General features: G+C 46.3%; 21 protein-coding genes and 1 other RNA gene. 19 read left to right on the forward strand and 3 right to left on the reverse strand.

The features are described 5' to 3' along the window. The first annotated feature begins 89 nt into the window (after positions 1-89). From FHS17_RS00520 to rnpB, 12 genes are all read left to right on the forward strand, one after another. Entirely contained in the window at positions 90-251 is a 162-nt protein-coding gene (locus FHS17_RS00520; protein WP_167272484.1) for a YqzL family protein, read from the forward strand. Positions 252-305: 54 nt separating this feature from the next. Continuing rightward, entirely contained in the window at positions 306-1,055 is a 750-nt protein-coding gene (gene recO / locus FHS17_RS00525) for a DNA repair protein RecO (protein ID WP_167272487.1), read from the forward strand. 352 nt (positions 1,056-1,407) lie between these two features. Further along, positions 1,408-2,295, forward strand: a complete 888-nt coding sequence (gene glyQ, locus FHS17_RS00530) for a glycine--tRNA ligase subunit alpha (RefSeq protein ID WP_167272490.1) — start codon at positions 1,408-1,410, stop codon at positions 2,293-2,295. Next, positions 2,288-4,369 (forward strand): glycine--tRNA ligase subunit beta, encoded by a 2,082-nt coding sequence (gene glyS, locus FHS17_RS00535; RefSeq protein WP_167272493.1) that lies wholly within the window; start codon positions 2,288-2,290, stop codon positions 4,367-4,369. Before glyQ ends, glyS begins: the two co-directional genes overlap by 8 nt. Positions 4,370-4,432: 63 nt before the next feature. Beyond that, complete coding sequence (locus FHS17_RS00540) at positions 4,433-5,245, forward strand: pyruvate, water dikinase regulatory protein (protein WP_167272497.1); 813 nt, start codon at positions 4,433-4,435, stop codon at positions 5,243-5,245. Positions 5,246-5,327: 82 nt separating this feature from the next. After that, on the forward strand, positions 5,328-5,798 hold the full coding sequence (locus FHS17_RS00545; RefSeq protein WP_167272500.1) for a YaiI/YqxD family protein: 471 nt from the start codon (positions 5,328-5,330) through the stop codon (positions 5,796-5,798). A gap of 41 nt (positions 5,799-5,839) precedes the next feature. Continuing rightward, a complete protein-coding gene (dnaG, locus tag FHS17_RS00550) occupies positions 5,840-7,678 on the forward strand; it encodes a DNA primase (RefSeq protein WP_167272503.1) in 1,839 nt (612 codons plus the stop codon). A gap of 31 nt (positions 7,679-7,709) precedes the next feature. After that, entirely contained in the window at positions 7,710-8,846 is a 1,137-nt protein-coding gene (gene rpoD / locus FHS17_RS00555) for an RNA polymerase sigma factor RpoD (protein WP_167272506.1), read from the forward strand. Between the two features lie 89 nt (positions 8,847-8,935). Then, a complete protein-coding gene (locus tag FHS17_RS00560) occupies positions 8,936-9,775 on the forward strand; it encodes a hypothetical protein (RefSeq protein WP_167272509.1) in 840 nt (279 codons plus the stop codon). Next, positions 9,775-10,563, forward strand: a complete 789-nt coding sequence (locus FHS17_RS00565; RefSeq protein WP_167272511.1) for a tRNA (adenine(22)-N(1))-methyltransferase — start codon at positions 9,775-9,777, stop codon at positions 10,561-10,563. The genes FHS17_RS00560 and FHS17_RS00565 overlap by 1 nt, the downstream gene beginning before the upstream one ends. Then, a complete protein-coding gene (locus tag FHS17_RS00570) occupies positions 10,530-11,651 on the forward strand; it encodes a Nif3-like dinuclear metal center hexameric protein (RefSeq protein WP_167272527.1) in 1,122 nt (373 codons plus the stop codon). The genes FHS17_RS00565 and FHS17_RS00570 overlap by 34 nt, the downstream gene beginning before the upstream one ends. A gap of 64 nt (positions 11,652-11,715) precedes the next feature. Further along, an RNA gene (gene rnpB, locus FHS17_RS00575) (RNase P RNA component class A) lies at positions 11,716-12,121 on the forward strand. Positions 12,122-12,901: 780 nt separating this feature from the next. Here the strand turns inward: rnpB and FHS17_RS00580 are convergent. Further along, complete coding sequence (locus FHS17_RS00580) at positions 12,902-14,755, reverse strand: S8 family peptidase (protein WP_167272533.1); 1,854 nt, start codon at positions 14,753-14,755, stop codon at positions 12,902-12,904. A gap of 188 nt (positions 14,756-14,943) precedes the next feature. On the opposite strand from FHS17_RS00580, the gene FHS17_RS00585 reads away from it, so the two are divergent. The 5 genes from FHS17_RS00585 (at position 14,944) to FHS17_RS00605 (ending at position 19,327) form a co-directional block, all read left to right on the forward strand. Further along, the gene (locus FHS17_RS00585; protein ID WP_091188870.1) at positions 14,944-15,444 is read left to right on the forward strand and encodes a YpuI family protein; all 501 of its coding nucleotides are present in this window, start codon (positions 14,944-14,946) and stop codon (positions 15,442-15,444) included. Between the two features lie 54 nt (positions 15,445-15,498). Beyond that, complete coding sequence (locus tag FHS17_RS00590) at positions 15,499-15,705, forward strand: DUF1540 domain-containing protein (protein ID WP_167272536.1); 207 nt, start codon at positions 15,499-15,501, stop codon at positions 15,703-15,705. Positions 15,706-15,711: 6 nt separating this feature from the next. Next, positions 15,712-16,158, forward strand: a complete 447-nt coding sequence (locus FHS17_RS00595) for a hypothetical protein (RefSeq protein WP_167272539.1) — start codon at positions 15,712-15,714, stop codon at positions 16,156-16,158. A 140-nt stretch (positions 16,159-16,298) separates the two neighbouring features. Beyond that, positions 16,299-17,093 (forward strand): ABC transporter ATP-binding protein, encoded by a 795-nt coding sequence (locus FHS17_RS00600; RefSeq protein WP_167272542.1) that lies wholly within the window; start codon positions 16,299-16,301, stop codon positions 17,091-17,093. After that, the gene (locus FHS17_RS00605; protein ID WP_167272545.1) at positions 17,078-19,327 is read left to right on the forward strand and encodes a poly(ethylene terephthalate) hydrolase family protein; all 2,250 of its coding nucleotides are present in this window, start codon (positions 17,078-17,080) and stop codon (positions 19,325-19,327) included. The genes FHS17_RS00600 and FHS17_RS00605 overlap by 16 nt, the downstream gene beginning before the upstream one ends. Positions 19,328-19,371: 44 nt before the next feature. Here FHS17_RS00605 and FHS17_RS00610 read toward each other — a convergent pair whose 3' ends face one another. Next, complete coding sequence (locus tag FHS17_RS00610; RefSeq protein WP_167272548.1) at positions 19,372-20,064, reverse strand: queuosine precursor transporter; 693 nt, start codon at positions 20,062-20,064, stop codon at positions 19,372-19,374. Between the two features lie 225 nt (positions 20,065-20,289). On the opposite strand from FHS17_RS00610, the gene helD reads away from it, so the two are divergent. Then, positions 20,290-22,617: an RNA polymerase recycling motor HelD gene (helD, locus tag FHS17_RS00615; RefSeq protein ID WP_167272551.1), complete on the forward strand. Its 2,328-nt coding sequence runs from the start codon at positions 20,290-20,292 to the stop codon at positions 22,615-22,617. Positions 22,618-22,626: 9 nt separating this feature from the next. On the opposite strand, the gene FHS17_RS00620 is transcribed toward helD, so the two are convergent. Continuing rightward, positions 22,627-23,199, reverse strand: coding sequence for a helix-turn-helix domain-containing protein (locus tag FHS17_RS00620; protein WP_167272554.1), 573 nt, complete (start codon positions 23,197-23,199; stop codon positions 22,627-22,629). 668 nt (positions 23,200-23,867) lie between these two features. Here FHS17_RS00620 and glgB point away from each other — a divergent pair. Next, the gene (gene glgB, locus FHS17_RS00625) at positions 23,868-25,775 is read left to right on the forward strand and encodes a 1,4-alpha-glucan branching protein GlgB (protein ID WP_167272558.1); all 1,908 of its coding nucleotides are present in this window, start codon (positions 23,868-23,870) and stop codon (positions 25,773-25,775) included. Positions 25,776-25,781: the final 6 nt, after the last annotated feature.

The following is a 25,781-nucleotide window of genomic DNA, read 5'->3' on the forward strand; positions in this document are numbered from 1 at the left end:
CGAAATTTGTTAAGGATAGCATTCGAGTATTTATCGTATCCTAAGTACCGTCTAGGGCTTCATTTCCAAGGCGGAAAGGATGAATACGAATGCGAAATTTTTCGTGGAAGTATTTTACATTGACCGGTGATGTGGAGTCATACATGCTCTACAAGGAAATGGATCAACTTGGTCCAGAGAATCATCCTCAATATTTGCCGGGGGACAATGAGGAGCTTGCTGCTGAGTTCGAGGATTCGTCTGCCCTTTAATTTGTTATCCTGCAGGCTGCCTTGAAGTAAGCATGGGGGAGAAGGAATCAAATCATGTTATATCGTGTGGAGGGCATTGTCATCCGCAGCATGGACTATGGGGAAGGCAATAAAATTATTACGCTGCTTACGAAAACAAACGGTAAGCTCGGTGTAATGGTGCGCGGCGCGAAGAAGGTGAAGAGCAGACATGCTTCTCTCGCGCAGCCATTTACATATGGTGAATTCGTTTTTTTCCGAAATAAAGGGCTTGGCACTCTCAATCATGGTGAGATTCTCGAATCTCACCATCTTTTACGTGAACAACTGGATTTGTCCGCTTATGCTGCTTACTTAGCAGAGGTTACTGACAAGACGCTGCAGGAGGACGAATCTGGTGAATTGTTATTTGAACAGCTGAAAGCTGGTTTGATGGCAATGGTGGAAGGAAAAGACCCGCAAATTGTTTCCCATCTTTACGAGATGCGTATATTAGAGGCAGCTGGCTATTCACCGGAGCTTGAATTCTGCGTGGGCTGCTCGACCGATCAAGGGCCTTTTCGACTTAGTCCGCATTCAGGAGGCGTGTTATGTCCTCGGTGTGCAAGAAATGATGCCCAGGCAATGGCGATGAGTGAGGGTGCTTATAAGCTGCTTAGGCTGTTCAGCCGAATGGATATAAGACGTCTCGGAACAATTCAGGTTAAGCCGGAGACCAAGAAAGAATTGAAAAAAATGATGCGTGAGCTGATGGATGTTCAAATTGGTATTCCTCTTAAATCCCGTTCCTTTCTAGATCAGATGGATAAATACTCATTCGAATAAAAGGATGGGCAATAATACCTAACGCCTGTTTGACAACTGCATTAAAAATGTTTAATATATGTGAATATCAATATATGGACAGTGATGGAGAAAGTAGCAGTTCAAACCTTGAACAAGCGATTTGGGGATCGTGTGAGCCCAGACAAGCTAAACTGTGAAACGGCACTCCGGAGTCAATTAACCAAAAGAGGATTTTCGCACACCGCTTGGAATGAAGCGGTTGAAGCGAAGTCAAGTAGGGTGGAACCGCGGGAGTCAACTCTCGTCCCTACGTCTGGCAGCAGGCGTAGAGACGAGAGTTTTTTGCGTTCTCCATTCGCCTTACTAAAGAATAAAGGAGCGAGAAAAAATCATGAATTTTCAAGGCATGATATTGACACTGCAGCAATTCTGGGCAGAACAAAACTGTATTCTCGTACAGCCGTACGACGTAGAGAAGGGCGCGGGTACAATGAACCCGATGACGTTCCTCCGTACCATTGGTCCGGAGCCGTGGAATGTTGCTTATATTGAGCCTTCCCGTCGTCCTGCAGACGGCCGTTATGGCGAGAATCCAAACCGGTTGTATCAGCATCATCAGTTCCAAGTTATCCTTAAGCCTTCCCCGGACAATATCCAGGAGCTTTATCTGGAAAGCTTGAAGCGTCTTGGCATTGATCCAAAGCATCATGATATCCGTTTTGTTGAAGATAACTGGGAATCGCCAACACTTGGCGCATGGGGCCTTGGCTGGGAAGTGTGGCTTAATGGTATGGAAATCACTCAGTTCACATACTTCCAGCAAGTAGGGGGTATTGATGCGAACCCGGTTGCAGTAGAGATTACTTACGGTATGGAGCGTCTAGCTTCCTACATTCAAGAAAAAGAAAACGTGTTTGATCTGGAATGGGTTGAAGGCGTGAAATATGGCGATGTATTCTGGCAGCCTGAATTCGAGCATTCGAAATATACATTCGAAACTTCTGACTCAGCGATGTTATTCCAATTGTTCAACATGTATGAGGAAGAAGCGAAGAAGACCATTGAACATAAGCTAGTATTCCCTGCTTACGACTATGTCTTGAAATGTTCCCATACCTTCAACCTGCTGGATGCCCGCGGCGCGATCAGCGTAACAGAGCGTACGGGCTACATTATGCGTGTTCGTAACCTGGCGCGTGCTTGTGCGGCGACTTATTTGGAGGAACGGGAACGTCTTGGATTCCCGCTGCTGAAGAAAGGAGTGGAGAACAATGGCTAAAGATTTATTGCTGGAGATTGGACTTGAGGAAGTACCGGCGCGTTTCGTACGCGGTGCTATGAATCAATTGAAAGAGAAAGCAGTCAAATGGCTTGCTGACTCTCGTATTCCTCATGAAGCGGTAGAAGTATTTGGTACACCGCGTCGTATCGCTTTGTATGTACAAGGCGTTGAAGAGAAACAAGCGGATGTGAATGAGCAAGTAAAAGGTCCTTCGCGTAAAATCGCCCTTGACGATCAAGGCAATTGGAGCAAAGCGGCGCTTGGCTTCGCACGCAGCCAAGGCGTTGAGCCTGAGCAGTTCTTCTTCCAAGAGCTGGCTGGCGTTGAATATGTGTATGCAAACAAAAGCAGCGTAGGGACAGACACAGCCTCCGTATTGCCGGAAGGTTTGACAAACCTGATTACATCGATGTCATTTCCAAAAAACATGCGTTGGGGTAGTTATGAACTGAAATTCATTCGCCCAATCAAATGGCTTATTGCTTTATTTGGTCAAGACATCATTCCGCTGGAGATTACGAACGTAGTGAGCGGCAATGTATCACGCGGTCATCGTTTCCTAGGTGATGAGACGGTTGTCTCGACGCCTGCTGAATACAAAGAGCGTCTTCGCGAGCAGTATGTCATTGTTGACGTCGTTGAACGCGAGCAATTGATTGTGTCTCAGATTAAGGAACTTGCGAAAGAGAAGAACTGGGAAATTGCGATTAAAGAAGATTTGCTCGAAGAGGTCTTATTCCTGGTCGAGTATCCGAACGTATTATATGGAACATTCGATCCTGCTTTCTTGAACATCCCGCAAGAGGTTCTGATTACGTCGATGCGTGAACATCAGCGTTACTTCCCGGTACTTAATGCAGAAGGTCAATTGCAGCCGTTCTTCGTAACGGTGCGTAACGGTGACCGGACTTCGATTGAGAATGTGGCAAAAGGTAATGAGAAGGTACTCCGCGCTCGTCTGTCTGATGCGAAATTCTTCTATGAGGAAGATCAGAAGCTCGCTATTAACGATGCACTTGCGAAGCTTGAGAATATCGTTTATCACGAGGAACTTGGTACGGTTGCTGATAAGGTGAGAAGAATCCGCACTACGGCTGATCTGCTGGCTGCGAAACTTGGTGTTGATGCTGATACTGCGGCTGCAGCAAGCCGTGCTGCAGATATTTGCAAATTCGACCTTGTTACTCAAATGGTATACGAATTCCCAGAGCTGCAAGGGATTATGGGCGAAGACTATGCTCGTAAAGCAGGCGAAAGCGAATTGGTAGCGAAAGCAATCAACGAGCATTATCAGCCTCGTTTTGCCGGTGACCGAGCTCCAGCTTCTGTTGTTGGTGCTATCGTAAGCCTTGCGGACAAAATGGATACAATTGCAGGCTGCTTCTCAATTGGTATTATTCCAACTGGCTCGCAGGATCCTTACGCATTGCGCCGCCAAGCTTCGGGAATCGTTCAGATTATTCTGGCTCAAGGCCTGGATTTGAAGCTGACGGACCTGTTCGATGCTGCACTAGCTGTCCATACAGAACGTGGAATGAAACGCGGCGAGGATGAAATTCGTAAAGACTTGAATGACTTCTTTGCCCTTCGCGTGAAGAATGTATTGTCAGAGCAAGCTAATCGTTACGATGTCGTTGATGCTGTAATGGCAACTGGCTTTAATGATTTGCGTATTACGGTAGAACGTGCATCTCTGATTAATGAACTGACATCCGGCAACGAGCGCAGTGAGTTTAAATTGACTATTGATGCATTCAACCGCGTATGTAACCTGGCTTCCAAAGCAGAATCACGCGTAGTGAATCCATCCTTGTTCGAAGAAGCAGCTGAGGTCGCGCTTTATGAGCAATGGCAAAAAGCTCATCCGGCAGTTGCAAGTGCAATTGCTGAGGGGGATATTGCATCGGCGCTGGCTAATCTATCTTCTCTTAAAGAAGCTATTACCGCTTACTTCGATTCCGTGATGGTTATGGCAAAAGACGACGCGGTACGTAACAACCGCCTGGCGTCACTTGCGGTTATCGCGGATGACATTACGGCAATCGCTGATTTCTCGAAACTTGTTTGGTAATTGAATCGTCGCCCGTATCTTTTTCGTCAGTCCTGAAGAACATGGAAAGAAGGATGATGATTAATGCCCAATTCAGCGGAAGTCATAATTTACGTTGTATCTGATGCTGCTGGCGATACCGGCGAGCTCGTTGTGCGGGCTGCGGTTGCGCAGTTCCATCCGGTTCAAACGGACATCCGTCGCGCACCATTCGTGATGGATGTTCCTACCTTGGAACGTTTTGTTTTGCAGGCGAAGCTGTCCGGCGCCATTGTGCTGTATACACTTGTTATCCCTCATTTGCGGGATGCGATGAAGAGCTTGGCCAGGGAGCATGAGGTAGAAGCTATTGATTTGCTGGGCTCATTGATTGAAAGTTTGGAGCGGCAAACCGGTCGTCATTCGCGTCAAGAACCTGGTCTTAACCATGTGCTTGATGCGGATTATTTCCGTAAAGTGGATGCTGTCGAATTTGCTGTCCGTTATGATGATGCGAAAGACCCGTCTGGTGTGCTAAAGGCAGATATAATCCTGATTGGTGTATCGCGAACCTCAAAGACACCATTGTCAATGTATCTCGCGCATCAAAAATACAAAGTCGCCAATATCCCTCTCGTCCCTGAGCTGAAGCCGCCGAAGGAATTATTTAATGTCCCTGCAGAACGGATCGTCGGCTTAACGATAGGTGTACCGTATTTGAACACCATACGGAAAGAGCGGCTGAAGGCTCTCGGTTTGCCGAACAGTGCTTCCTATGCGGCAGAGGATCGAATCTTGAAGGAGCTTGAATACGCTGAAGCGATTATGAAACAGCTTGGATGCGTCGTAATTGACGTCTCACATCGGGCGGTCGAAGAGACAGCGAGTCTAATTATGGAGCATTTTCGCGGTATTTAACGGTTCATGCAGGATTTTTTTAAAGTCTTGACGTATATAATAGTACGGTAATTGAAATATAGAAGTGAGCGGTGATGCTTGATTGGAGCAAAATCAACCGACAATCGTCGTTGACGGCGACGCTTGTCCCGTCAAGACGGAAATTGCTCGGGCTGCCCGCAGCAGTCGTGTACCGGTCGTTATGGTCTCCTCCTACGATCACCGTCTTGTGCCTGAAGAGGGTGTATCCGTTGTACAGGTAGATCGAAGCGATCAATCCGTCGATTTGTACATTGTGAATCATATTACCAAAGGCGATATTGTCATTACCCAAGATTTCGGCCTCGCCTGTATTGCGATCGGGAAGGGAGCCATCGTCTTATCTCCACGCGGCGAACAATATTCGGACGAGAACATCGATTATTTGATGGAACGGCGTCATGAATTAGCAAAAAGGAGGCGTGCAGGAGGTAAAACGAAGGGCCCAAAAGCAATGAGTAACGAGGATCGGGAGCGTTTTCAACAAAAGTTGACAAAAGTTTTAGCAATCTTGCAGGAGAAACATGACATTTAGCGAATATTATTTACGTGTCATTAGGATGAAGGTGATGGATAATGACCTACGGTAAAATACCGGATGACGTTATTGAGGCGGTACGCCGTCATCATGACATCGTAGATACGGTGAGCAAATACGTTCATCTTACGAAGAACGGCAAATATATGAAGGGGCTGTGTCCATTCCATTCGGAGAAGACACCTTCATTTACGGTTACGCCGGAACTTCAAATTTTCCATTGTTATGGCTGCGGCAAGACAGGTAACGTAATCCGGTTCGTGGAAGAAATTGAAAGTTATACCTTTCCAGAAGCGGTTCGCGTACTGGCTGAGCAAGCAGGCATACCGGTTACTTGGGCTAATCCGGACGGCGCTAAGCCTACAGCTGCAGATACGGATCGAAGCGCAGTACTTGAGGCTCATGAGCTGACTGCGAAGTTGTACAACTACTTGCTGAACAACACGCAGCATGGCCGTGTAGCGAAAGACTATTTGCGTGACCGGGGGCTCGGGGACAAGCTGATCAATCATTTTATGATTGGTTATGCACCGGAACAATGGGATACGCTAAGCCGATTTCTATCGGCAAGAAATTTCGATCCCTCCTTAATGGAGAAAGGCGGGCTCTTATCTGCCAAGTCAGACGGAAGTGGATATGTAGACCGGTTTCGGGGACGAATTATATTTCCGATCTGGGATCGAGACGGTAAGGTAACGGCATTTGCAGGACGTATTATCGGTGAAGGCCAGCCGAAATACTTGAACTCTCCAGAGACGATGCTGTTTACGAAAAGCCGTACGCTATACAATCTGCATCATGCGCGACCTGCCATCCGCAAGAGCAAGCAAGTCGTTTTATTCGAAGGGTATATGGATGTTATTAAATCTTGGAGTGCCGGCGTTAAGAATGGGATCGCGACAATGGGAACGGCTTTAACCGATGATCATTGTACGATACTTGCCCGGCAGGCGGAAGAAATTGTGGTGTGCTATGACGGTGATGAAGCGGGACAAGCTGCTGCAATGAAATCCATTCCGATGCTTGAAGGAGCTGGACTTAGAGTTATGGTGTCCATGCTGCCAAGGGGGAAAGACCCGGATGAATACATCACCGAATATGGTCCGGAAGCCTTCCTTCGTGAAGCCATTGATCAGCCTGTCACCACTACAAAATTTAGACTTATATATTCAAGAAAAAACCATATACTGCTAAAAGAAGAAGGCCGAAAAAATTACTTGCTTGAAGCCGCTGGAATTGTGGCAGAGCTTGATTCCGCTATTGAACGCGAAGTTTATCTGCAGGAGCTTTCACGCGAATTTGATTTCCCATTAGAAGTATTGAAGCAGGATTGTCTTATTAAGCATCAGGAATTGCAAAAAAAGAAACCCGGAAGGGATAATAACGACAATTCGTGGAATAATGGTAGGAATGAAAATCGCCGAAGATCGGGGCCTCCTGCGCTGAAGCCCGCATATACGTATGTGGAGCGTCGGCTGCTTCATGTCATGATGCGCGACAGAGATGTAGCGCAGACTGTTCATGAAAAACTGGGGGACGCGTTCAATATTGAGGATCACGCAGCGCTTGCTGCTTATTTATACGCTTTTTATGCGCAGGGCTATGATCCGGATGCCGGACGGTTTATTGCTTCACTCCAAGACGAACGTCTGGAGAGAACAGCAGCAGCCATTCTGATGATGGACGGAGATTTTCCTTTTGACGATGCCATTTTGGATGCCGATATACTGGACATAATCAAGGTTCCTAAGTTCCGGGAAGTCGACCGAAAAAAAGAAGAAATGGTGAAGGCGGAACGCGCCGGAGATCATCTGCTCGCAGCGCAAATGTTAAGTGAGATTATAACCCTAGAGAGACTGCTAAAAGGATCGAATTGACGATCGGTTCTAGGGAGGAGGGAGTCGGAATATGGCGAATGATCAGCATACTGAACTAGATGCCGAACAAAAACTTGATTTAGTGAAGGATCAATTGATCGAACAGGGGAAAAAGAGAGCTTCCCTAACTTATAAAGAGATTATGGAGAAATTATCTCCGTTTGATCAAGATCCGGAACAAATTGATGAGTTTTTCGAACAGCTCGACGATTTAGGTATTGAGGTATTAAACGAAAACGATGAACGTGATCGTGATCCGCTTAACCGCGGTGAAGAGCAAGAACGGGAACAAGGTGAGGATTTCAACTTCGATGATGATCTGGCACTGCCACCTGGTATTAAGATCAATGATCCAGTGCGGATGTATTTGAAGGAGATTGGCCGTGTTCCGCTTCTTTCTGCGGATGATGAGATCGAGTTGGCAAGACGGATTGAGAACGGCGATGAGGAAGCAAAGCGCAGACTTGCTGAAGCAAACCTTCGACTCGTTGTCAGTATTGCAAAACGTTATGTCGGCCGTGGTATGCTGTTCCTTGATTTGATTCAAGAGGGCAACATGGGTCTTATCAAAGCAGTAGAGAAGTTCGACCATCAAAAGGGCTTTAAATTCAGTACGTATGCAACATGGTGGATTCGCCAAGCAATTACACGTGCGATCGCTGACCAAGCGCGTACCATTCGGATCCCTGTTCATATGGTGGAGACAATTAACAAGCTTATTCGGGTCTCGAGACAGCTCCTTCAGGAGCTGGGGCGCGAACCAACGCCGGAAGAAATTGCGGCTGAGATGGAGCTTAGCACGGATAAAGTTAGAGAAATCATGAAGATCGCACAAGAGCCAGTATCGCTGGAAACACCAATTGGTGAAGAAGACGATTCGCATCTGGGTGACTTCATTGAAGACCAGGAAGCATTGGCGCCTGCTGATGCAGCGGCTTATGAGCTGCTCAAAGAGCAACTGGAAGATGTTCTTGATACGCTTACTGAACGTGAAGAGAATGTTCTTCGCCTTCGCTTTGGACTTGATGACGGTCGTACACGTACGCTCGAAGAAGTGGGTAAAGTATTCGGCGTAACTCGTGAACGGATTCGTCAGATTGAAGCGAAAGCATTGCGTAAGCTTCGTCATCCAAGCCGCAGCAAACGGCTTAAAGATTTCTTAGAATAAACGATCGATAAACGACCTTTCTGCTCCTTGCAGCAAGGTCTTTTTTTCCAATTGATCATATTGTACCTTGAGAGGACAACATCAGGCATATGAATGAAGAGCGACGTCAGATTATCGTTAGAGAAATTGAACACTGGCGCAGAGGCAAGTTGCTGCCGGATCAATATTGTGATTTTCTGCTTAACTTGTATATGGATCATGATCGGGAAACGAAGCGTGAATCTACTCATTCGATAGCCAAAGCAGTGATGGCTGTACAGCATGCTTCCGGCAAGCATTGGCTCCTTACATTTGGTTTTTTTACCTTTATTTCCTTTGTTGTGCTTTATTTTAACGTTTTTCATCCGCTATTGCAAATTGGGGTTACGGCCGTTGGCGTCGCTTGCTTGCTCTGGTTAGGTACCCGTCTTCGCCGTCGTCATGAGGCCGCAGGCCTTGCTGTTACGGGGGCAGGCATGTTGCTTATGCTAGGTGCTGGGCTATACATTTTACAGCAGCATGAACTAACCGAGTGGGGCTGGAAAGCAGCTATGCTTGGCTTTTGCGCGTTATTTTGGGTCATCTATGGAATCGCGGCACGAATCCAGCTGCTGCATCTATGTGGTTGGTTAGCGGGCATAATGGTATATGCATGGTTATTGGCTAAGTTCACAAGTTCGCCCGACTGGTATGAGTCCCAGCTCTATTGGATGCCTCTTTCTATCCTCTTTGGCTGGAGCAGCTGGTTTGTGCACCGTTGGTCCAAACCGTCAGCGATGGTGTTATTTGCGGCATGTGCGATCGTTTGGTTTATGCCTGAATTGTATGAAATGCTTGTATGGAACGAGCCGGTTATGCTTCAGCTTCAGCTTCAATTGCTGATTAAGATTGCGGCAGGCGGCGGATTATTATTCTTTATGCGAAAAAATTGGATGGTGTGGGTTGCTTAATGTTGAAACTTTCGAAACGTCTGCAGACGATTGCAGAATTTGTGACACCCGGTTCGCGCGTAGCAGATATTGGTTCTGATCATGCGCTGCTTCCGGTCTATTTAATTCAATCGAGCCGAGTTCAATCGGCCATTGCTGGAGAGCTTAATCCTGGACCGTTCGAGGCTGCACGTAAACAGACAGCCGATGCTGGATTAACGAGTAAGCTTCAAGTTCGCCGCGGGGATGGACTTTCCGTCCTTCAGCCCGGAGAAGTGGACACCGTTACTATTGCCGGCATGGGCGGCAGCTTAATGAGCGGCATTCTGGAAGAAGGTTATTTAGCCGGTAAGCTGGATGGGGTTAAAGAGCTTGTACTCCAGCCAAACGTAGGCGAAGAGTTCGTGAGAAGCTGGCTGCTCAAACGCGGCTGGCTGCTTGCAGAAGAGACGATTTTGGAAGAAGACGATAAAATCTATGAAGTGCTTCATGCTTTTAAATATGAGGAAGCAGAAGTGCTGAAGCGGAATGCTGAAGTTTATGATGCATCGTTCCTGACGCTGCCTACCCATCAGGAGAAGGGTGCGGCTATTTTAGAAAAAATGGGTCCTCATCTACTTAGGGAGCCCAAAGAAGTCTTTTTCAAAAAATGGCAGTTTGAGCTCGACAAGCTTGGAAAAATTGTGGCTCAAATGTCGCAATCGGATCTTGAACAGGCGGAACTTAAAAAGAAGCAGTTCCGTGAGGAAATGAGTGTAATTGAGGAGGTGCTTCAATGTTTGCAAACGGGCAAACCGTCGTCCAAATAATGGAGCAGCTTGCTCCCAAGCATTATGCGGTTGAGAATGACAAAATTGGACTGCAGCTTGGCACCTTAAATAAAGAAATCCGTAAAGTCGTTGTTGCATTAGATGTAACGGATGAAGTCGTTAATGAAGCAATTGAGGCCGGCGCCGAACTCATAATCGCGCATCATGCCATTATCTATCGTCCATTGGCAAAGCTGGATACGGCTACACCAGCAGGCAAGCTGTACGAGAAGCTGATCAAACATGACATAGCCGTATACATATCGCATACGAATCTCGACGTTGCTGATGGCGGAATTAATGACTGGATGGCTGATCTCGTTGGCATCAAGACAGAAGGTCGTCAGTGTCTGGAGGAAGTACATACGGATAAGCTGTTCAAGCTGGTCGTATTTGTACCTGAGGATCATCATGAGAAGGTACTCCAAGCGTTGTTTAATGCAGGTGCGGGTCACATCGGAGATTACAGCCATTGCAGCTTTAACATCGAAGGGACGGGCACCTTCCTTCCGGGTGAAGGAACCAATCCATTCATCGGAAAACAGGGAGTATTGGAGAAGGCCAAAGAAATCCGCATCGAAACCATTGTTCCGCATAGCGTTCACCGCAAAGTTGTACAGGCGATGCTGAAGGCACATCCGTACGAGGAAGTGGCGTATGATTTGTATGCGGTGGATTTGAAGGGCCGTTCGTTTGGTCTTGGTCGCAGCGGCAAGCTTGATTCTCCTGTCACACTTGGCGAATTAGCGGAAAAGGTAAAGGAAGTATTCGAGGTTCCTTATGTTCGTCTTGTTGGAGATCCAAATCGTATTATTAAGAAAGCTGCGGTATTAGGCGGCTCTGGAGGACGATATACCCGTCATGCTCAGTTTGCTGGAGCTGATGTGCTTATTACTGGTGATATTGATTACCATACAGCACATGATGCTTTAGCTGATGGATTGTCCATAATTGATCCCGGTCATAATGTCGAGAAAATTATGAAACAACGTGTAGCGGAATGGCTGACGGAACAACTTGCTGCTCGGAAATATGAGACAAAAGCTGTTCATTCCTCCATCAATACGGAGCCTTTCCGATTTGTGTAGCATTTGGCTTGATAAAACAGGTTGAGCTTTTGTGTAATACCTTGTATACTTAGTCGTGCATCGGAAAGTTTGACAGACAATCGCTGGCGGCCTTGTTGCCGCGAGAGGAAAGTCCGGGCTCCACAGGGCAGGGTGCTGGATAACGTCCAGTCAGCGCGAGCTGAAGGATAGTGCCACAGAAATGGACCGCCGATGGCCGGCTTATGCCGGCACAGGCAAGGGTGGAACCGTGGTGTAAGAGACCACGAGGAGTATGGGTGACTATATTCCTGGTAAACCCCACTTGGAGCAAGACCGAGAGAACGTAGCAGCTTCGAGCTGCAGCCTTAGCCCGAGGCTCGTTCGGGTTGGTTGCTTGAGCTGTTCAGCAATGGATGGCCTAGATAGATGATTGTCGCTTCGTCGTGGGAGGGTCGTTCCCGTTATGACCACTTGGAAGTACAGAACCCGGCTTACGGCAAACTTTCCGCAACGGAATACAAATCACGCTTCCTGGCATTTTGCTGGGAAGCTTTTTTGTTGTTTTGGTGGGTGGGATGAATCGGGACGGACGGGGTAACTCTCTCCGGGTCGCTGTTGTCCTTCGGACAAAGGCGACCGGAGAGAGTTACCCCTTACCTAACCCGCCATCCTCACCCCTAAACAACAAACAAGCAGCCTTGGCTCATGCCAAGGCTGCTTGTTTGTAAGTTCCTCAAAAACAGGGGAGAGCGGGGTCTTACAGACCCTTTCCCCCGCGCCAGCTCGAAAGAGCAAGAGAGTAAAACAAAAAACTAATATACCTTATACCTCTGCGTATCCGCTCTTCTGACTTGCAACAAGCTATGTTGGATTTAATACAGTATATTCAGGCTTTAGAGCCCCTAAGCACCACCCTATGTTGCATAATCTACATTATTATCAGCTTCCACTCGCACCCCTTGCATCTAATTGGGCAATTATACTGCATTCAATCCAATTTGGGCTGGAGCACTAGGCTGGAGGCGGTAAATATCCTGTAGAAAATACAACGCAGCTACCCCGTTACTTCAACCAGGGGAAAGACTTAACAAAAAACAAGCATCCTCGGCAAAAATGCCAAGGATGCTTGTTATTTTTGTTTTTTTTAAAAAAATTCAAAAGAGAGAAGAGGTAAGGTTGTATGTTCTGAAAGAGTTTACGTCCGCCTTTTTGAGCTCATTTCAACCTTACAAATTTAATTAAAGAAATGGGTGAAACAGCGGCTGGAAGAACATACACCTGTTCACCTTTTATTCTTTTGAGTATTTTCGGCTGATTGCTTCCAGCCGGCGTTCGGTTTGGCTTGGGAAGTTTTGAAGGGCGGTTGTGTAGTTGGAAGCCGCCTTCAGAGCTTTATCGACGTCGATCAGGCCATAGCCGAAGTAGTTGTCTTTGCCTTTATTGCCAAGATCAACTGCTGATTTGCGCATAATTTCCATAACTTCTTCATTATTTAGATCAGGGTTGATCGAGCGGATCAAGCCTGCTAATGCGGCCACATGCGGGCTGGCCATTGATGTACCTGACAAAGCGGCATATTGGCTGCCAGGGTAGGTGCTTGCAATGCTGTCGCCTGGCGCTGCTACGTCGATGTAGTCGCCGAAGTTCGAGAAGGAAGCTTTGTTATTGCTTGCATCAGTAGCTGCAACTGCGAATACTTCTGGATAGGCTGCTGGGTATCCAGGGCGATCCGTATTATCATTGCCGCTCGCTGCAACCATAACCACATCATGATCGTAAGCATACTTAATGGCATCATGAAGGAATTCCGCCTGCGCATAGTTGCCAAGGCTCATATTGATAACTTTTGCGCCATGGTCAGTTGCCCAGATAATACCTTGTGCAACAGAGTAGGTGGAGCCTGCACCGCTGCTATCGAGTACTTTAACCGGCATAATTTTGTTGTACCAGGAGATACCTGCAACTCCTTCGCCATTGTTAACGGAAGCACCAATAATGCCGGCAACATGAGTGCCATGTCCAACGTCATCATTTGGAGCAGCATCAGCATCCACAATGTTGGTACCATCAAGCAGCTTCCCTTTCAAATCAGGGTGGTCCGCTTGTACGCCAGTGTCTAGAATGGCTACGATGACTTTGTCATTCCCTTTCGATAAGCCCCAGCCTTTTTCCGTTTCAATGGAAGGCAGGTTCCATTGGTACTGGGAATAAAGGGCATCGTTTGGAGTAATAACGTCTGCATCATTTGTTGTCTCATTCGTCATATAGAGGTAATGAGGCTCAACGTATTCAGTTTTCCAAGATTTTTGGAAATAGTGAACCATTTTATCAGCATCCATATCTTTGGAACGGAAAACGTAAGTGTCTCCGATTTGCTGGATGTGTTGCGCATTGATTTTTTGTTTGATTTGGTCCAACTGCTTATCTGTCAGCTTGTTCTGGAAATGAACAACCACGTCTCGAACATGATAGTGGCTGGCATTACCATTATCTTCACCATCATGGACGGTTGTCTCGCGGTTGGCGCCGGGCTCGACCGATTCAATCCGGTAATTGCCTTCGGATGGATACGGAACGAGGCGGAGATTTCTTTTCTGATGACGCTCCACCTGCATGACAATATTCTGATTGATGACACCAACAACACCAATCCCATTATTTTTGCCGCTAGGAACACCTAATACCATATAGCGGCTGCCTGTATCGTTGATGAATGGTTCTGATTGATAGGAATTGCCGGCTTTTACCTTAGCTTTTGCTTCAGCCACAAAGCTCGCTGCTTTCTTATCCGGCAAAGCGCCGCGCTCCACGCTTCGATTGCCGTTGATCCAGCTGATGTAGGACATATGCTTGTGCATATTCATCATATGAGTGATTCTGTCTGTCGGGTTGTTGATTTTAGCATTGCCGCTAGCCATCAGCTTATGGAATTCCTTGCTGCATTCGGTTGTGCATAACAGGGAAGTGGCATCCATATCTTTATTTAAGGTTTTGATTTTGAGCGTTTTTTCCTGCTCAACTGAGAATCCTTTAGACTGCGGAGCAGGATTATTCCGATCTGGGAAAATGTATCGTCCTGCAGGTACAACAATGGCTACCAGTGCTATAATGGCACAAAGACCAATCCATTTTTTCGCATTCATTATTCCAACGTCCCTCCATCGTTAAGCCAGCGTAGTTGTCACACTAATGGATAGGGTGCACATCGACAGCCTGAAAATATGCGCATAACATTGTCTGAAACGCCAGTACCACAACCAAGTAATTTGTGGTATCATATTGTCGGTGCCTTAGTTTTTTTTGTTGTAGTAGAAGAAAGGGGAACTACCTTATGCCATCGACCAATGCGAAGTCGCTTAGTGAAACATCGCGTACAAAGTTAAAAGATGCAATTAATCAATTGGAATCGTTTCTTAACCAGTATTCGCTGAACCAATTAATCGGCGAAGAAACTGGTGATGAAGCACAAACGTTTTATAAAGGCCTATTGTCTGACTTGAGACATTTGTTGGTCTTCTCTGAAGTCTCGGTTGAAAAACTGGGAGTATTGCTCAGACGGCCAAATTTCGATAACGATTTTGCTGAACGCGCGTTATACGATGTTTACCATCAGTGCGTGAACGCCTTCTTCTATCCGAAGAATGAATGTTATTCGGAAGACGGTCGTTATGCATACACTGGACAAGATGCAATCCGTTTCCGCTTTAAGCCGGTACGTGAAGCACGTGATATCGTCCTCAGCGTATCCAAAATTTATGAAGAGCTGCGCGATGAGCTGGCTTATTACGAGAATGACTACATGACCCAGCGCCGTATGCAGGGGCAAAAATAGGACGGAATGAATCACTTTCGATCAGGGAAACTTGATATCGGAGGTGATTTTTTTATGCCGAAAGGTGTATCTTGCAGCGTATCGAATTGTAGCTTCTGGCGAGACGGCAACAATTGCAATGCGAATGCCATTTCCATTGATATCGATCAGCATGCGGATTTCAATGAGGAATTCGCGGCTGATGACCTTGGACTGTATCATCAAGACCAAGCGTCAGAATCGTCCGCTACCTGCTGCCACACTTTTAAACCAAAGGAGTGACGGGGAATGGATCAAAGAGGCGTAAAGATCACGGATCGTCATAAGAACGATTATCCGCAATACGAAGTGTCCGCTCCAAATGCAATGCCTGACTTAAATGGCGGTAAAGTGGAAGAGTGGGCAAATGAAAACAATGTGAACAATATTCATGAAGAAATGGCAGCGGATTTCGCTGTCGGCAGTCCCGTCTCTTATGTACCAAGAGAGCAGAGTATTGAAGAGGCTGCAGCAACAGTAGAGGCCGGAGGTACGGCACTTGGCTGGGTAGCGCTTGTATTCGCGGCAGCATCATGGTTCTTATGGCCAGTGGTGCTGGGCATAACCTCGGCAGTGCTTGGCTTTATTGCCTATCGCCAAGGTGCAAAAGCGCTTGGCAGTTGGGCAATGGCGCTTGGCCTTATCGCCGTATTGCTTTCATTAGTCATTGTTCCCTTTTATTACGCAGTAACGTAAGCTTAGAAGCCTTGGCGGTTATTTGCCGCTAAGGCTTTTTTTGTTACATATGGGTACGACCATTTAGAATGACAATAACTTTGGATTGCCCCTCTGCCCGATTTTACCTATAATTTATAGATGTATGGGAGGGAAGACGAATGATTATTGATATTCAGCAAGCAGGCTGGGAACGTAGTGATAAACAAGTTCTAAATAATATCAACTGGCAGGTTCGCCCGAATGAACACTGGTGCCTGCTAGGCCTTAATGGATCGGGAAAAACAACGCTACTTAATATGATAAATGGTTATATATGGCCCACTAGCGGGCAAATTTCAGTGCTTGGCAAAAAGTTCGGCGAATATGATCTGCGTGAGCTGCGCAAAAGTATCGGCTGGGTCAGCACATCGCTTCAGCAGAAGCTTTATGGCAGCGAGAAAGCATTAAGTATTGTCCTAAGCGGCAAGTTTGCCACCATTGGACTATATGATCAAACAAATGAAGAGGATCGAGACAAAGCTCTTTCCTTATTAACGAATCTAGGCTGCGCTTATTTAGCGGAGCGTACGTATGATACGATGTCCCAGGGTGAACGGCAGCGGGTCTTGATTGCGAGGGCCTTAATGGCGGAGCCGAAGCTGCTGATATTGGACGAGCCATGTACGGGGCTTGATGTATTTGCAAGAGAGCAGCTGTTATCTATGATTCATAAAGTGGCTGCTAATGGACCTACTATTATATATGTAACTCATCATGTTGAGGAAATATTGCCTTGCTTTAGCCACACTATGCTTATCAAGCAAGGTGAGGTTTTTGCAGCAGGAGCTACTCAAGAGGTACTAACCTCTGTGCGAATGAGTCGATTCTTTGATGTTCCAGTTGAGATTGAGCGTCGTGATGGGCGGAATTGGCTATTCGTGAAGGAATCGGAGTCGTTATGGAACTCGAACTAATCCAGCAGTCCGAACCTAGAAGAAGAAGGCTTGCAAGCTGGCTTCGCAATCGATTCACACGAAGGCTGGAGTATGACGGGCCGCTCTGGCGGGCAGGCTCTGCAGGATTACTGTTGTTTGGCTCTACTGCAATTACAACAGCCGCTTTAGGCATGCCGACTGGATTCGGGACAGCTGTTGATATTGGCGCATTTGTATTGGCTAATGCATTCGCACTGCTTGTTGTGTCACAATTGTTAGCGATTATTTTATCTCTGCTGCATGTTCCGGTTCCGCGTTTATTTGCAGGTTTTCTACTCTATGTTGGATTTGAATGTTATTATATTCTGTCTTATTCTGATTTCGAATTATGGAATTCGATCATTTGTGCCGCTATTTACACAGTGATTGGCGCTATTGCAGGTGTGTTAATTGGTTGGTTCAGCCGATCACGGCTTAGGATCATTGGTGGTTCGTTCTTAGCTGTAGTCCTTATCATTGGAAGTTTCATTTGGTTATTAGAACCACTGAGTAGCAGAGATGTTGCTGCATCAGCTTTTGCAGATGCAGAGGATGCAGATACTTCAGCTTTGATAGACGCCGATAATCCCGGCCAGCCGGGTAATTATGATTATTCCTTTTTCACCTATGGAAGTGGTTCGGATAAACAGCGTCAAGCCTATGGGGAAAAGGCGGATCTGATCTCGAACTCGGTTGATGCGTCCGATTACATTAAGCATTGGTATTGGATGAAAGAGATGTTCTGGGGTTTTGATGAAAAAAACCTTCCGCTAAACGGCCGGGTATGGATGCCGGAAGGGGAAGGTCCTTTCCCTCTTGTGCTTATGGTGCATGGCAATCATCTTATGGAAGACTTCTCGGATGCCGGATACGATTATTTGGGTCAGCTGCTTGCGAGCAGAGGATTCATCGCTATATCTGTTGACGAGAATTTCTTAAACTATTCCACTTGGTCGGGCATCCCGGATAATGACTTCAAGGTGCGCGCTTGGTTGCTGCTCAAGCACATTCAGCAAATTCAGAGTTTTAGTGAAATGCCAAATAGCGCTTTCTATAATCGAGTTGATTTTACGAATGTAGCTCTTCTTGGTCATTCTAGAGGTGGTCAGGCGGTTGCGATGGCAGCCGATTGGGACACGTGGTTTGCCAAAGACCAAACGCTTGATAGCTTCAAGAATAATGAGGTGCAAATCCAAACGGTAATCGCACTTGCTCCAACGGATAAGTCGATCGACAGTACAACGGCGAAGCTGACCGATGTTAACTATTTGACATTACAGGGAGCTAGGGACGGCGATGTAAATGATTTTTACGGGGATCGGCAGTATATTCGTACCAGCTTCACCGCAGATTCCGGTTACCGCAAAGCATCCGTTTATTTGTCCGAAGCTAATCACAGCCGCTTTAATACGGAATGGGGCACGATGGATGAACGTCCGCCGGGCGGACTGTTCCTAAGCCAGCGAGGAATGATGAAAGCCGAGGAGCAGCAGCAGGTTGCGAAAGTATACGTGGCCGCTTTTCTTGAAACCACGCTGCATCATCAAACCGACTATGTTCCTCTCCTGCAGGACTATCGAACAGGGATGCAATGGCTGCCGGATTCAACTGCTTACGTGACGCGGTATGAGGATTCGTCATTCGATATGATTGCAAGGTTTGATGAGGATCATAATAAGACAACACTGCCTAAAGGCGGGAGGCTTGAAGCTGACAACCTGAAATCCTGGGATGAGCTGGATGTGAAAGACCGCGACCATAATAACAAGGGAACCGTTGGTGCACAGATGGAATGGCTGGATGACAGCTCTTATACGTTATCATTAGCAAAGCCATTTTCATTGCTTTCTGCCGCTCAAGGGAACCAGGTACTAGCTTTCTCAATGGCTAATATGGTTTCGCAGCTTGATCCGGCTAATCAGGAGTCATCACCACAAATAGAAATCACATTGAACGCGGAAGACGGAGAAAGTATGAGTCTGCCGCTTGCTAAGTATATGCCTGTTCAGCAACCGTTCCAAACGACCTATACGATTATTCCATGGCTGGAAAAGTCGATAAAAGGCGGAAAATATAAGCATGCGACAGAATCTGTGTTTCAGACCTACCGACTTCCACTGGCGGATTTCGTTCAAGTTAATACGAACGAGGATATATCCATTAGCTCGATTACTTTCCGCTTCATCGGTGGACCGGGGAAAATCATGCTTGATGACATTGGTATATCGCAATAAACAAACTAAGGGCTCCTCTTGGAAGGAGCCCTTTTGTTATGCAGTTATTCTTCTTTGAAAGTAAACCGTCTTGCTGCATATAAGAATGGTGTGGAGAAAACCGAAACGATAAATTTGATGACATAAGTGGAGAGGAATACGGAAATCCATACGCTTCCTTCCAGTGTGCCTGCGAAAGCTATGGTACAGAAGATTAAAGTATCTACGAACTGGCTGACAATTGTGCTCCCATTATTCCGAATCCAGAGCTGACCAGGGGCAGGAAAGACCCTTTTAAGAATGGAATAAATTCGTACATCTAGAAACTGACTGACAAAATACGCACATAAGCTGCCTAACGCAATTTGAGGCATAAGCCCAAATATCATATGGAGGGCATCATTGGTATCATGCGCCAGATCTGAGCTGTCCGGATGGAAGAGCAGTGCCATCTGCATAATAATAGTGGATGCAATCAGGGTGAAGAATCCAAACCATACGGCTTTTTTAGCCGCACGCTCGCCATACTTCTCATTTAACAGGTCAGACGCGAGATAGATGGTACCGTACATCGTGTTACCAAGCGTAATGATAATGCCAAAAGGCATTTCAACGGTTTTAACAACCTGAATGTTAGCCAGAACGGTAGCCATGCCAATCCACGCGTATATGCCAACACGTCCGAATAGACGGTATGAAACAAGGAATAACGAAAAATGAATAAGCATAAATAGTGCGCCAAACCACAAATTAAACATAATTGCCTCCTAAGGGGATCATAAGGGAATATACGAAGCACGACCTTGCAGCCCGGCAACGCAAGGTGTATGATAGATTTTCTGCCTTTGACATTATAATCGTTCACTATCAGGGGATCAATACAATTTGTCGCCTTTTCTTTGACAGGCAGATTTTGCTACAATGAGAAAACGATCTTTTTACAAGAATAAGAAAGTAAAGTTGCTTGAAGGAGAGGATAAGCTATGCAAGGCGAGCAGCGTATGGAGGAACAAAAACGAGTTGATCGTGTGATGCGTTTAATTCGAGAGCAGTTAGGGAAACTGCTGCAAAGCTCAAGCGGTATGAGGGAAGATATCGTTGATATTCGAAAAAACTTCTGGGATGATGTTACCCTGAACTTTGAGGATTCGGCTGAAGCAGCGGAGTCAGCGGCAAGCTTGAAGCAGCAGGCTGAGGTTCTTGCTGAACGTGAGCATAGCCATAGACATGCCGAGCAGCAGGTCAAGTTGCTTCGGAAGCTGGAGCAATCTCCTTATTTCGGGCGTGTAGACTTTATAGAAGAATCGAGTACGGAGAATGAACAAATTTACCTTGGGATTGGATCCATGCTGGATGAGACTGGTTCAAATTATCTTATTTATGACTGGCGTGCGCCAGTATCCAGCTTGTACTATGATTACTCTCCAGGTCCAGCCGAGTATGTTACGCCAACGGGGAATATTAAAGGCGATATGACACTGAAGCGGCAGTATGTGATTCGCCGAGGGAATATTGTAAGTATGTTCGATACCGGTGTCACGATTGGTGACGAGCTGCTGCAAGAGGTGCTTGGCAAGCAGTCGGATGCGCAGATGAAAAGTATCGTAGGTACGATTCAGCGTGAGCAGAATCAAATTATCCGTAACGAACGCGCTCGATTGCTTGTCGTGCAGGGAGCTGCCGGTAGCGGCAAGACGTCAGCAGCTCTGCAGCGCGTAGCTTATCTGCTGTACCGTTACCGTGGAACGCTGCAGCCAGATCAAATCGTGTTATTCTCACCAAACTCGATGTTCAATAGTTATGTGGCGACCGTTCTTCCAGAGCTGGGCGAACAAAACATGCAGCAAACGACCTATCAGCAATATTTGGAACATCGAATTGGGCAATCGTTTGCGCTTGAGGATCCGTTTGCTCAGATGGAATATACACTTGGAGCCATGGATGATCCATCCTACGAAACTCGAATCGCATCGATTCGACATAAATCGGGAGCGGCCTTCATGAAGGTGATCGAACGTTATGTCGAATCCCTTGGCGAGTCAGGACTGCTGTTTAAAGCGATTAAGTTTCGTGGTCGTAAGCTGGTATCAGCTGAGGCGATAGAACAGCATTTTTACAGCTTGAATAAATCGTATACGGTTCCGAATCGGATGAAGATGGTAGCGGATTGGCTGCTTAAGGAGCTGACGAGATTAAGTAAGGTAGAGCGGAAGAAGCAGTGGGTAGAAGATGAGATGGAGCTGCTTGATAAAGAGGCTTACATCCATGTCTACAATGAACTGCGCCGCAAAGAAGGCAGCTCGTCGGAATCCTTTGATGAGTTTGACCGGGAAAAAGATATGCTTGCTTCGATGATTGTACAGGAGCGGTTCAAACGACTGCGGAGCCGAGTGAAAAAGCTTCGATTTGTTGATACACAGACGCTATACCGTCGATTATATGAGAATGAACAGGCACTATGGCTGGAGGAAGTCCACTTAGCAGAGTGGGAAGATATTCGCAAGCTTACGGTAGAACAGCTTTACCGCGGAGAGCTTACTTATGAAGATGCAACACCGTACTTATATATGAAGGATTTAATTGAAGGGTTTCAGATGAATACATCGGTACGGCATTTGTTCATTGATGAGGCACAGGATTATTCGCCGTTCCAGTTCCATTATTTGAAGCGGGTATTTCCGATGGCTAAGATGACGGCGCTTGGTGACCTCAATCAGTCGATATTTGCACATGCTGCATTAGGCAATGGTTTTGATCCGCTTGGGGATTTATATAATAAGGAAGAGACAGAGACGATTGTACTAACTCGGAGTTATCGTTCGACAAAGCAAATTGTCGAATTTACGAGCAGTATGATTGAAGGCGGGAGTCGAATTGTGCCGTTTAATCGCAATGGTGATGAACCAACGATAACAGCGGCGGCTAATGTTGAGGAACTGCAAGCTAGGGTTGCAGAGAGGATTCGCACACTTCAGGGCGAAGGTGCGCAATCGATTGCGGTCATTTGCAAAACAGCAGCTGAAAGCTTGGCAGCTTTCGAAGCGTTAGCGGGTGTATGTCCTGGGATCCGGCTTGTTGAGAAAGAAACGGTGACCTTTGAGAACGGAACCGTCGTGATTCCTTCTTACTTGGCCAAGGGTGTAGAATTTGATGCGGTCATTTTATATAACGCCTCTAGAAGCGTTTATGGAAAAGAAAGTGAGCGTAAGTTGTTCTATACAGCTTGTACTCGTGCCATGCATGAGCTGCATCTCTTTTACACCTCAGAGCCGTCACCATTTCTTTCTCATGCTTTTTCTACCCAAAAGTAGTTCAGCTATTTACCGGCTGTTCCTAACTTCTGGCCAAATATCGCTGACGGCAACTTGCAGTTCAGCAGCAATAAGCTCAGCCGTTAATCGGTTGGGCTTTTGTATGTGGCCATTACGAAGCTTAGAGATGGTTTGAAGCGAGATATTGGTGGAGGCTGCAAGCTGATTCGTGCTAATATCTCGTTTGGCCATCCACATCTTTAATCTTTTGGCGGAATCGAATACCTGGATGATTGCGTTATCGAGCGGGTTACATTCACTTCGATCCTCGAACATAATCAAAGCGTAGCTCTCGTCATCCTCATCGGTTACCGTCAGCGCTCTAAATTCGACATGTACAGCAATGTCCTGTTGATTAGCCATTGTAAGGCATGTCTCTTGTGTGAAATGCAGGCTGCTATCACATGGCAAATGGCTGTTGATCAACAGATCAAGTGATGCAGATTGCAGCTGATGATGTCTATATCCTGAAAGCCGGCAAAAGGCTTCATTCGATTCGTGTATGGTTATTGCATCTCTTGTCACTCTGACAAGCACCATGGGCTGATCCAGTATCTGAAAGATGTGATAGAATGGTGGCAATAATCTGTTCCTCCCTTTAAAACCAAGTGCGCCAATGTATAAAATCGAGTATAAGCCGTTGGCGGAATCTATACAATAGCTTAACTATATTTAACAAAATCGTCACGAATAAATCAATTTTGGTTTAATAAATTAAACTTGCTGGCAGTAAACGGTTCTATCGTTCGGATGATGCCATATCAATGATGAAATGCTAGATTGATCAGCTATCAGCGAACTTTATTAGAATCCTAGTTCTCAGTTAAGATAAGACAACGCAGGTTGTAACTACTAGGGGGAAATATACATCATGAAAACATGCGATATCGAGAATTGTTCCAAACCAGTCAAAGCAAGGGATCTATGCGCTATGCATCATCAACGTCTTATGAGACATGGTGACCCACTTACCGTATTGCCTCGCAGGACAAAGAAATTGCTTTCATGCAGCTGGGTGAATTGTTCGACTCAGGCTGTATCGAAAGGGTATTGTGTTAAGCATTATTACATAAACCGCGTTATGTTAAAAATCGGTCAGATTAATGTTAGGTAACTTGACATCATTTTCTGAAAATGGGGTGTGAATTTTCATAAAAACATGTATAATAAGGGTATCTCCCTAATTTTTAGAGATTCGAGCCCTGATTTCGTTGCGGCACCATTCTACCTAATGGAGGCGATTGTCGGAAATGATTCAAACGGCACCGTATGGCCTTCAAATGAGCGATTTGTATTTGTTCAACAAGGGCTGCTCTTACCACAGTTACCGGTTCATGGGTGCACATGTGATGGATGTTGTAGGTGAAATTGGCGTCAGGTTTGCCGTTTGGGCCCCGAACGCTAGGGAGGTTCGTCTTGTAGGCGATTTTAACGGCTGGAATGGTTCTGGATCGTTAATGGAGCGCGTTAGCTCAACTGGGATATGGGTTATTTTCATTCCTGGACTAGGCGAAGGCGTAGTTTACAAGTACGAGGTTATAACCTCATCTGGCGAACATTTGCTCAAAGCAGATCCTTACGCATTTCTTGCCGAAAGGCGTCCTCAAACCGCTTCCGTTGTCTCTAATCTCAGCGGATTCCCATGGCGGGATAAGAAATGGGTGGATACTAAGCAGCAACGACCCTCATACTCCAATCCACTGTTAGTTTATGAAGTGCATGCCGGCTCTTGGAAGCTGAAAGGTAAAGAAGATTTCCTTACCTACGATGAAATGGCGGAGCAATTGGTTCCTTACGCCGCCGAGATGGGTTACACCCATATCGAGCTGATGCCGATTAACGAGCATCCCTTCGATCAATCCTGGGGCTATCAGATTACAGGGTATTATGCGCCTTCCAGCCGTTACGGCAGGCCGAAGCAGCTGATGCATTTTATCGATTGCTGCCACGCAAAAGGAATAGGTGTTATCCTGGACTGGGTGCCCGGACATTTTTGCAAAGATGCTCATGGGCTTAGGCGTTTTGACGGAACCCCGATATACGAAGGGGCAGATGAGAAACTTGCCGATAAGCCTTTATGGGGCACATTAGCTTTTGATTTCAAACGAAATGAAGTGGTCAGCTTCCTGATCTCGAACGCTATCTACTGGATGGATGTGTTCCATTTCGATGGCCTTCGAATTGATGCTGTTGCCAGCATGATTAACCTCCACATGGATAAACCGCCCGAGCTGTTCACCTGGAACGAGTTTGGCGGTATTGACAATCTAGACGCTCTCCGCTTTATGAAACGGCTAAACGAAACCGTATTTCACTACTACCCAGAAGCACTAATGATTGCTGAAGATTCTTCCGCTTGGCCTGCAGTTACCTCACCTACCTACTTAGGCGGGCTTGGCTTCAATTTTAAATGGAATATGGGCTGGATGAACGATTTTTTACGCTATATGTCGACCGATCCAGCTGACCGCTCACACCACCACCACTTACTTACTTTCTCACTTCTATATGCTTTCTCAGAAAATTACGTTTTACCGCTGTCACATGATGAAGTCGTACACGGCAAACGATCCCTTCTTAACAAAATGCCCGGCACCTATGAAGAGAAATTCGCTCAATTACGCTTGTTATATGGTTATTGGATTGCACATCCCGGCAAGAAGCTGCTCTTCATGGGCGGCGAGTGGGGACAATTCGATGAATGGAAGGATCGTGATCCTCTTGATTGGATGCTGCTAGATTACGAGCTTCATGCCAAGATGCAAGATTACGTCCGAGTTCTGAATCATGTCTACACCAAAGAACAATCGCTGTGGGAACGAGATCAGGACGCAACCGCTTTCCAATGGATTGATGTGAATAATGCTGAACAATCGATCATATCTTTCATTCGTTATGGCAGGCAAGGCTTTTCCGTGACTGTTGCCAACTTCTCCAGAAATGGTTATTCCAATTATCGATTAGGCGTGCCGCAGCCAGGCTGTTATCGCATGATCCTAAACAGCAATGAGGAACAGTTTGGAGGTTCGGATTCACGGTCTACACAGCAGTATGACAGCGAGAAAGTGGGCTGGCACGGCTATAACCAAAGCATTTCCATCTATCTCCCCCCTCTATCCTTCCAATTATTCAGCTTTGTGAGTGGGGACACACATTAAGAAGGG

The organism is Paenibacillus lupini, from assembly GCF_011761355.1.
Lineage (GTDB): Bacteria > Bacillota > Bacilli > Paenibacillales > Paenibacillaceae > Pristimantibacillus > Pristimantibacillus lupini.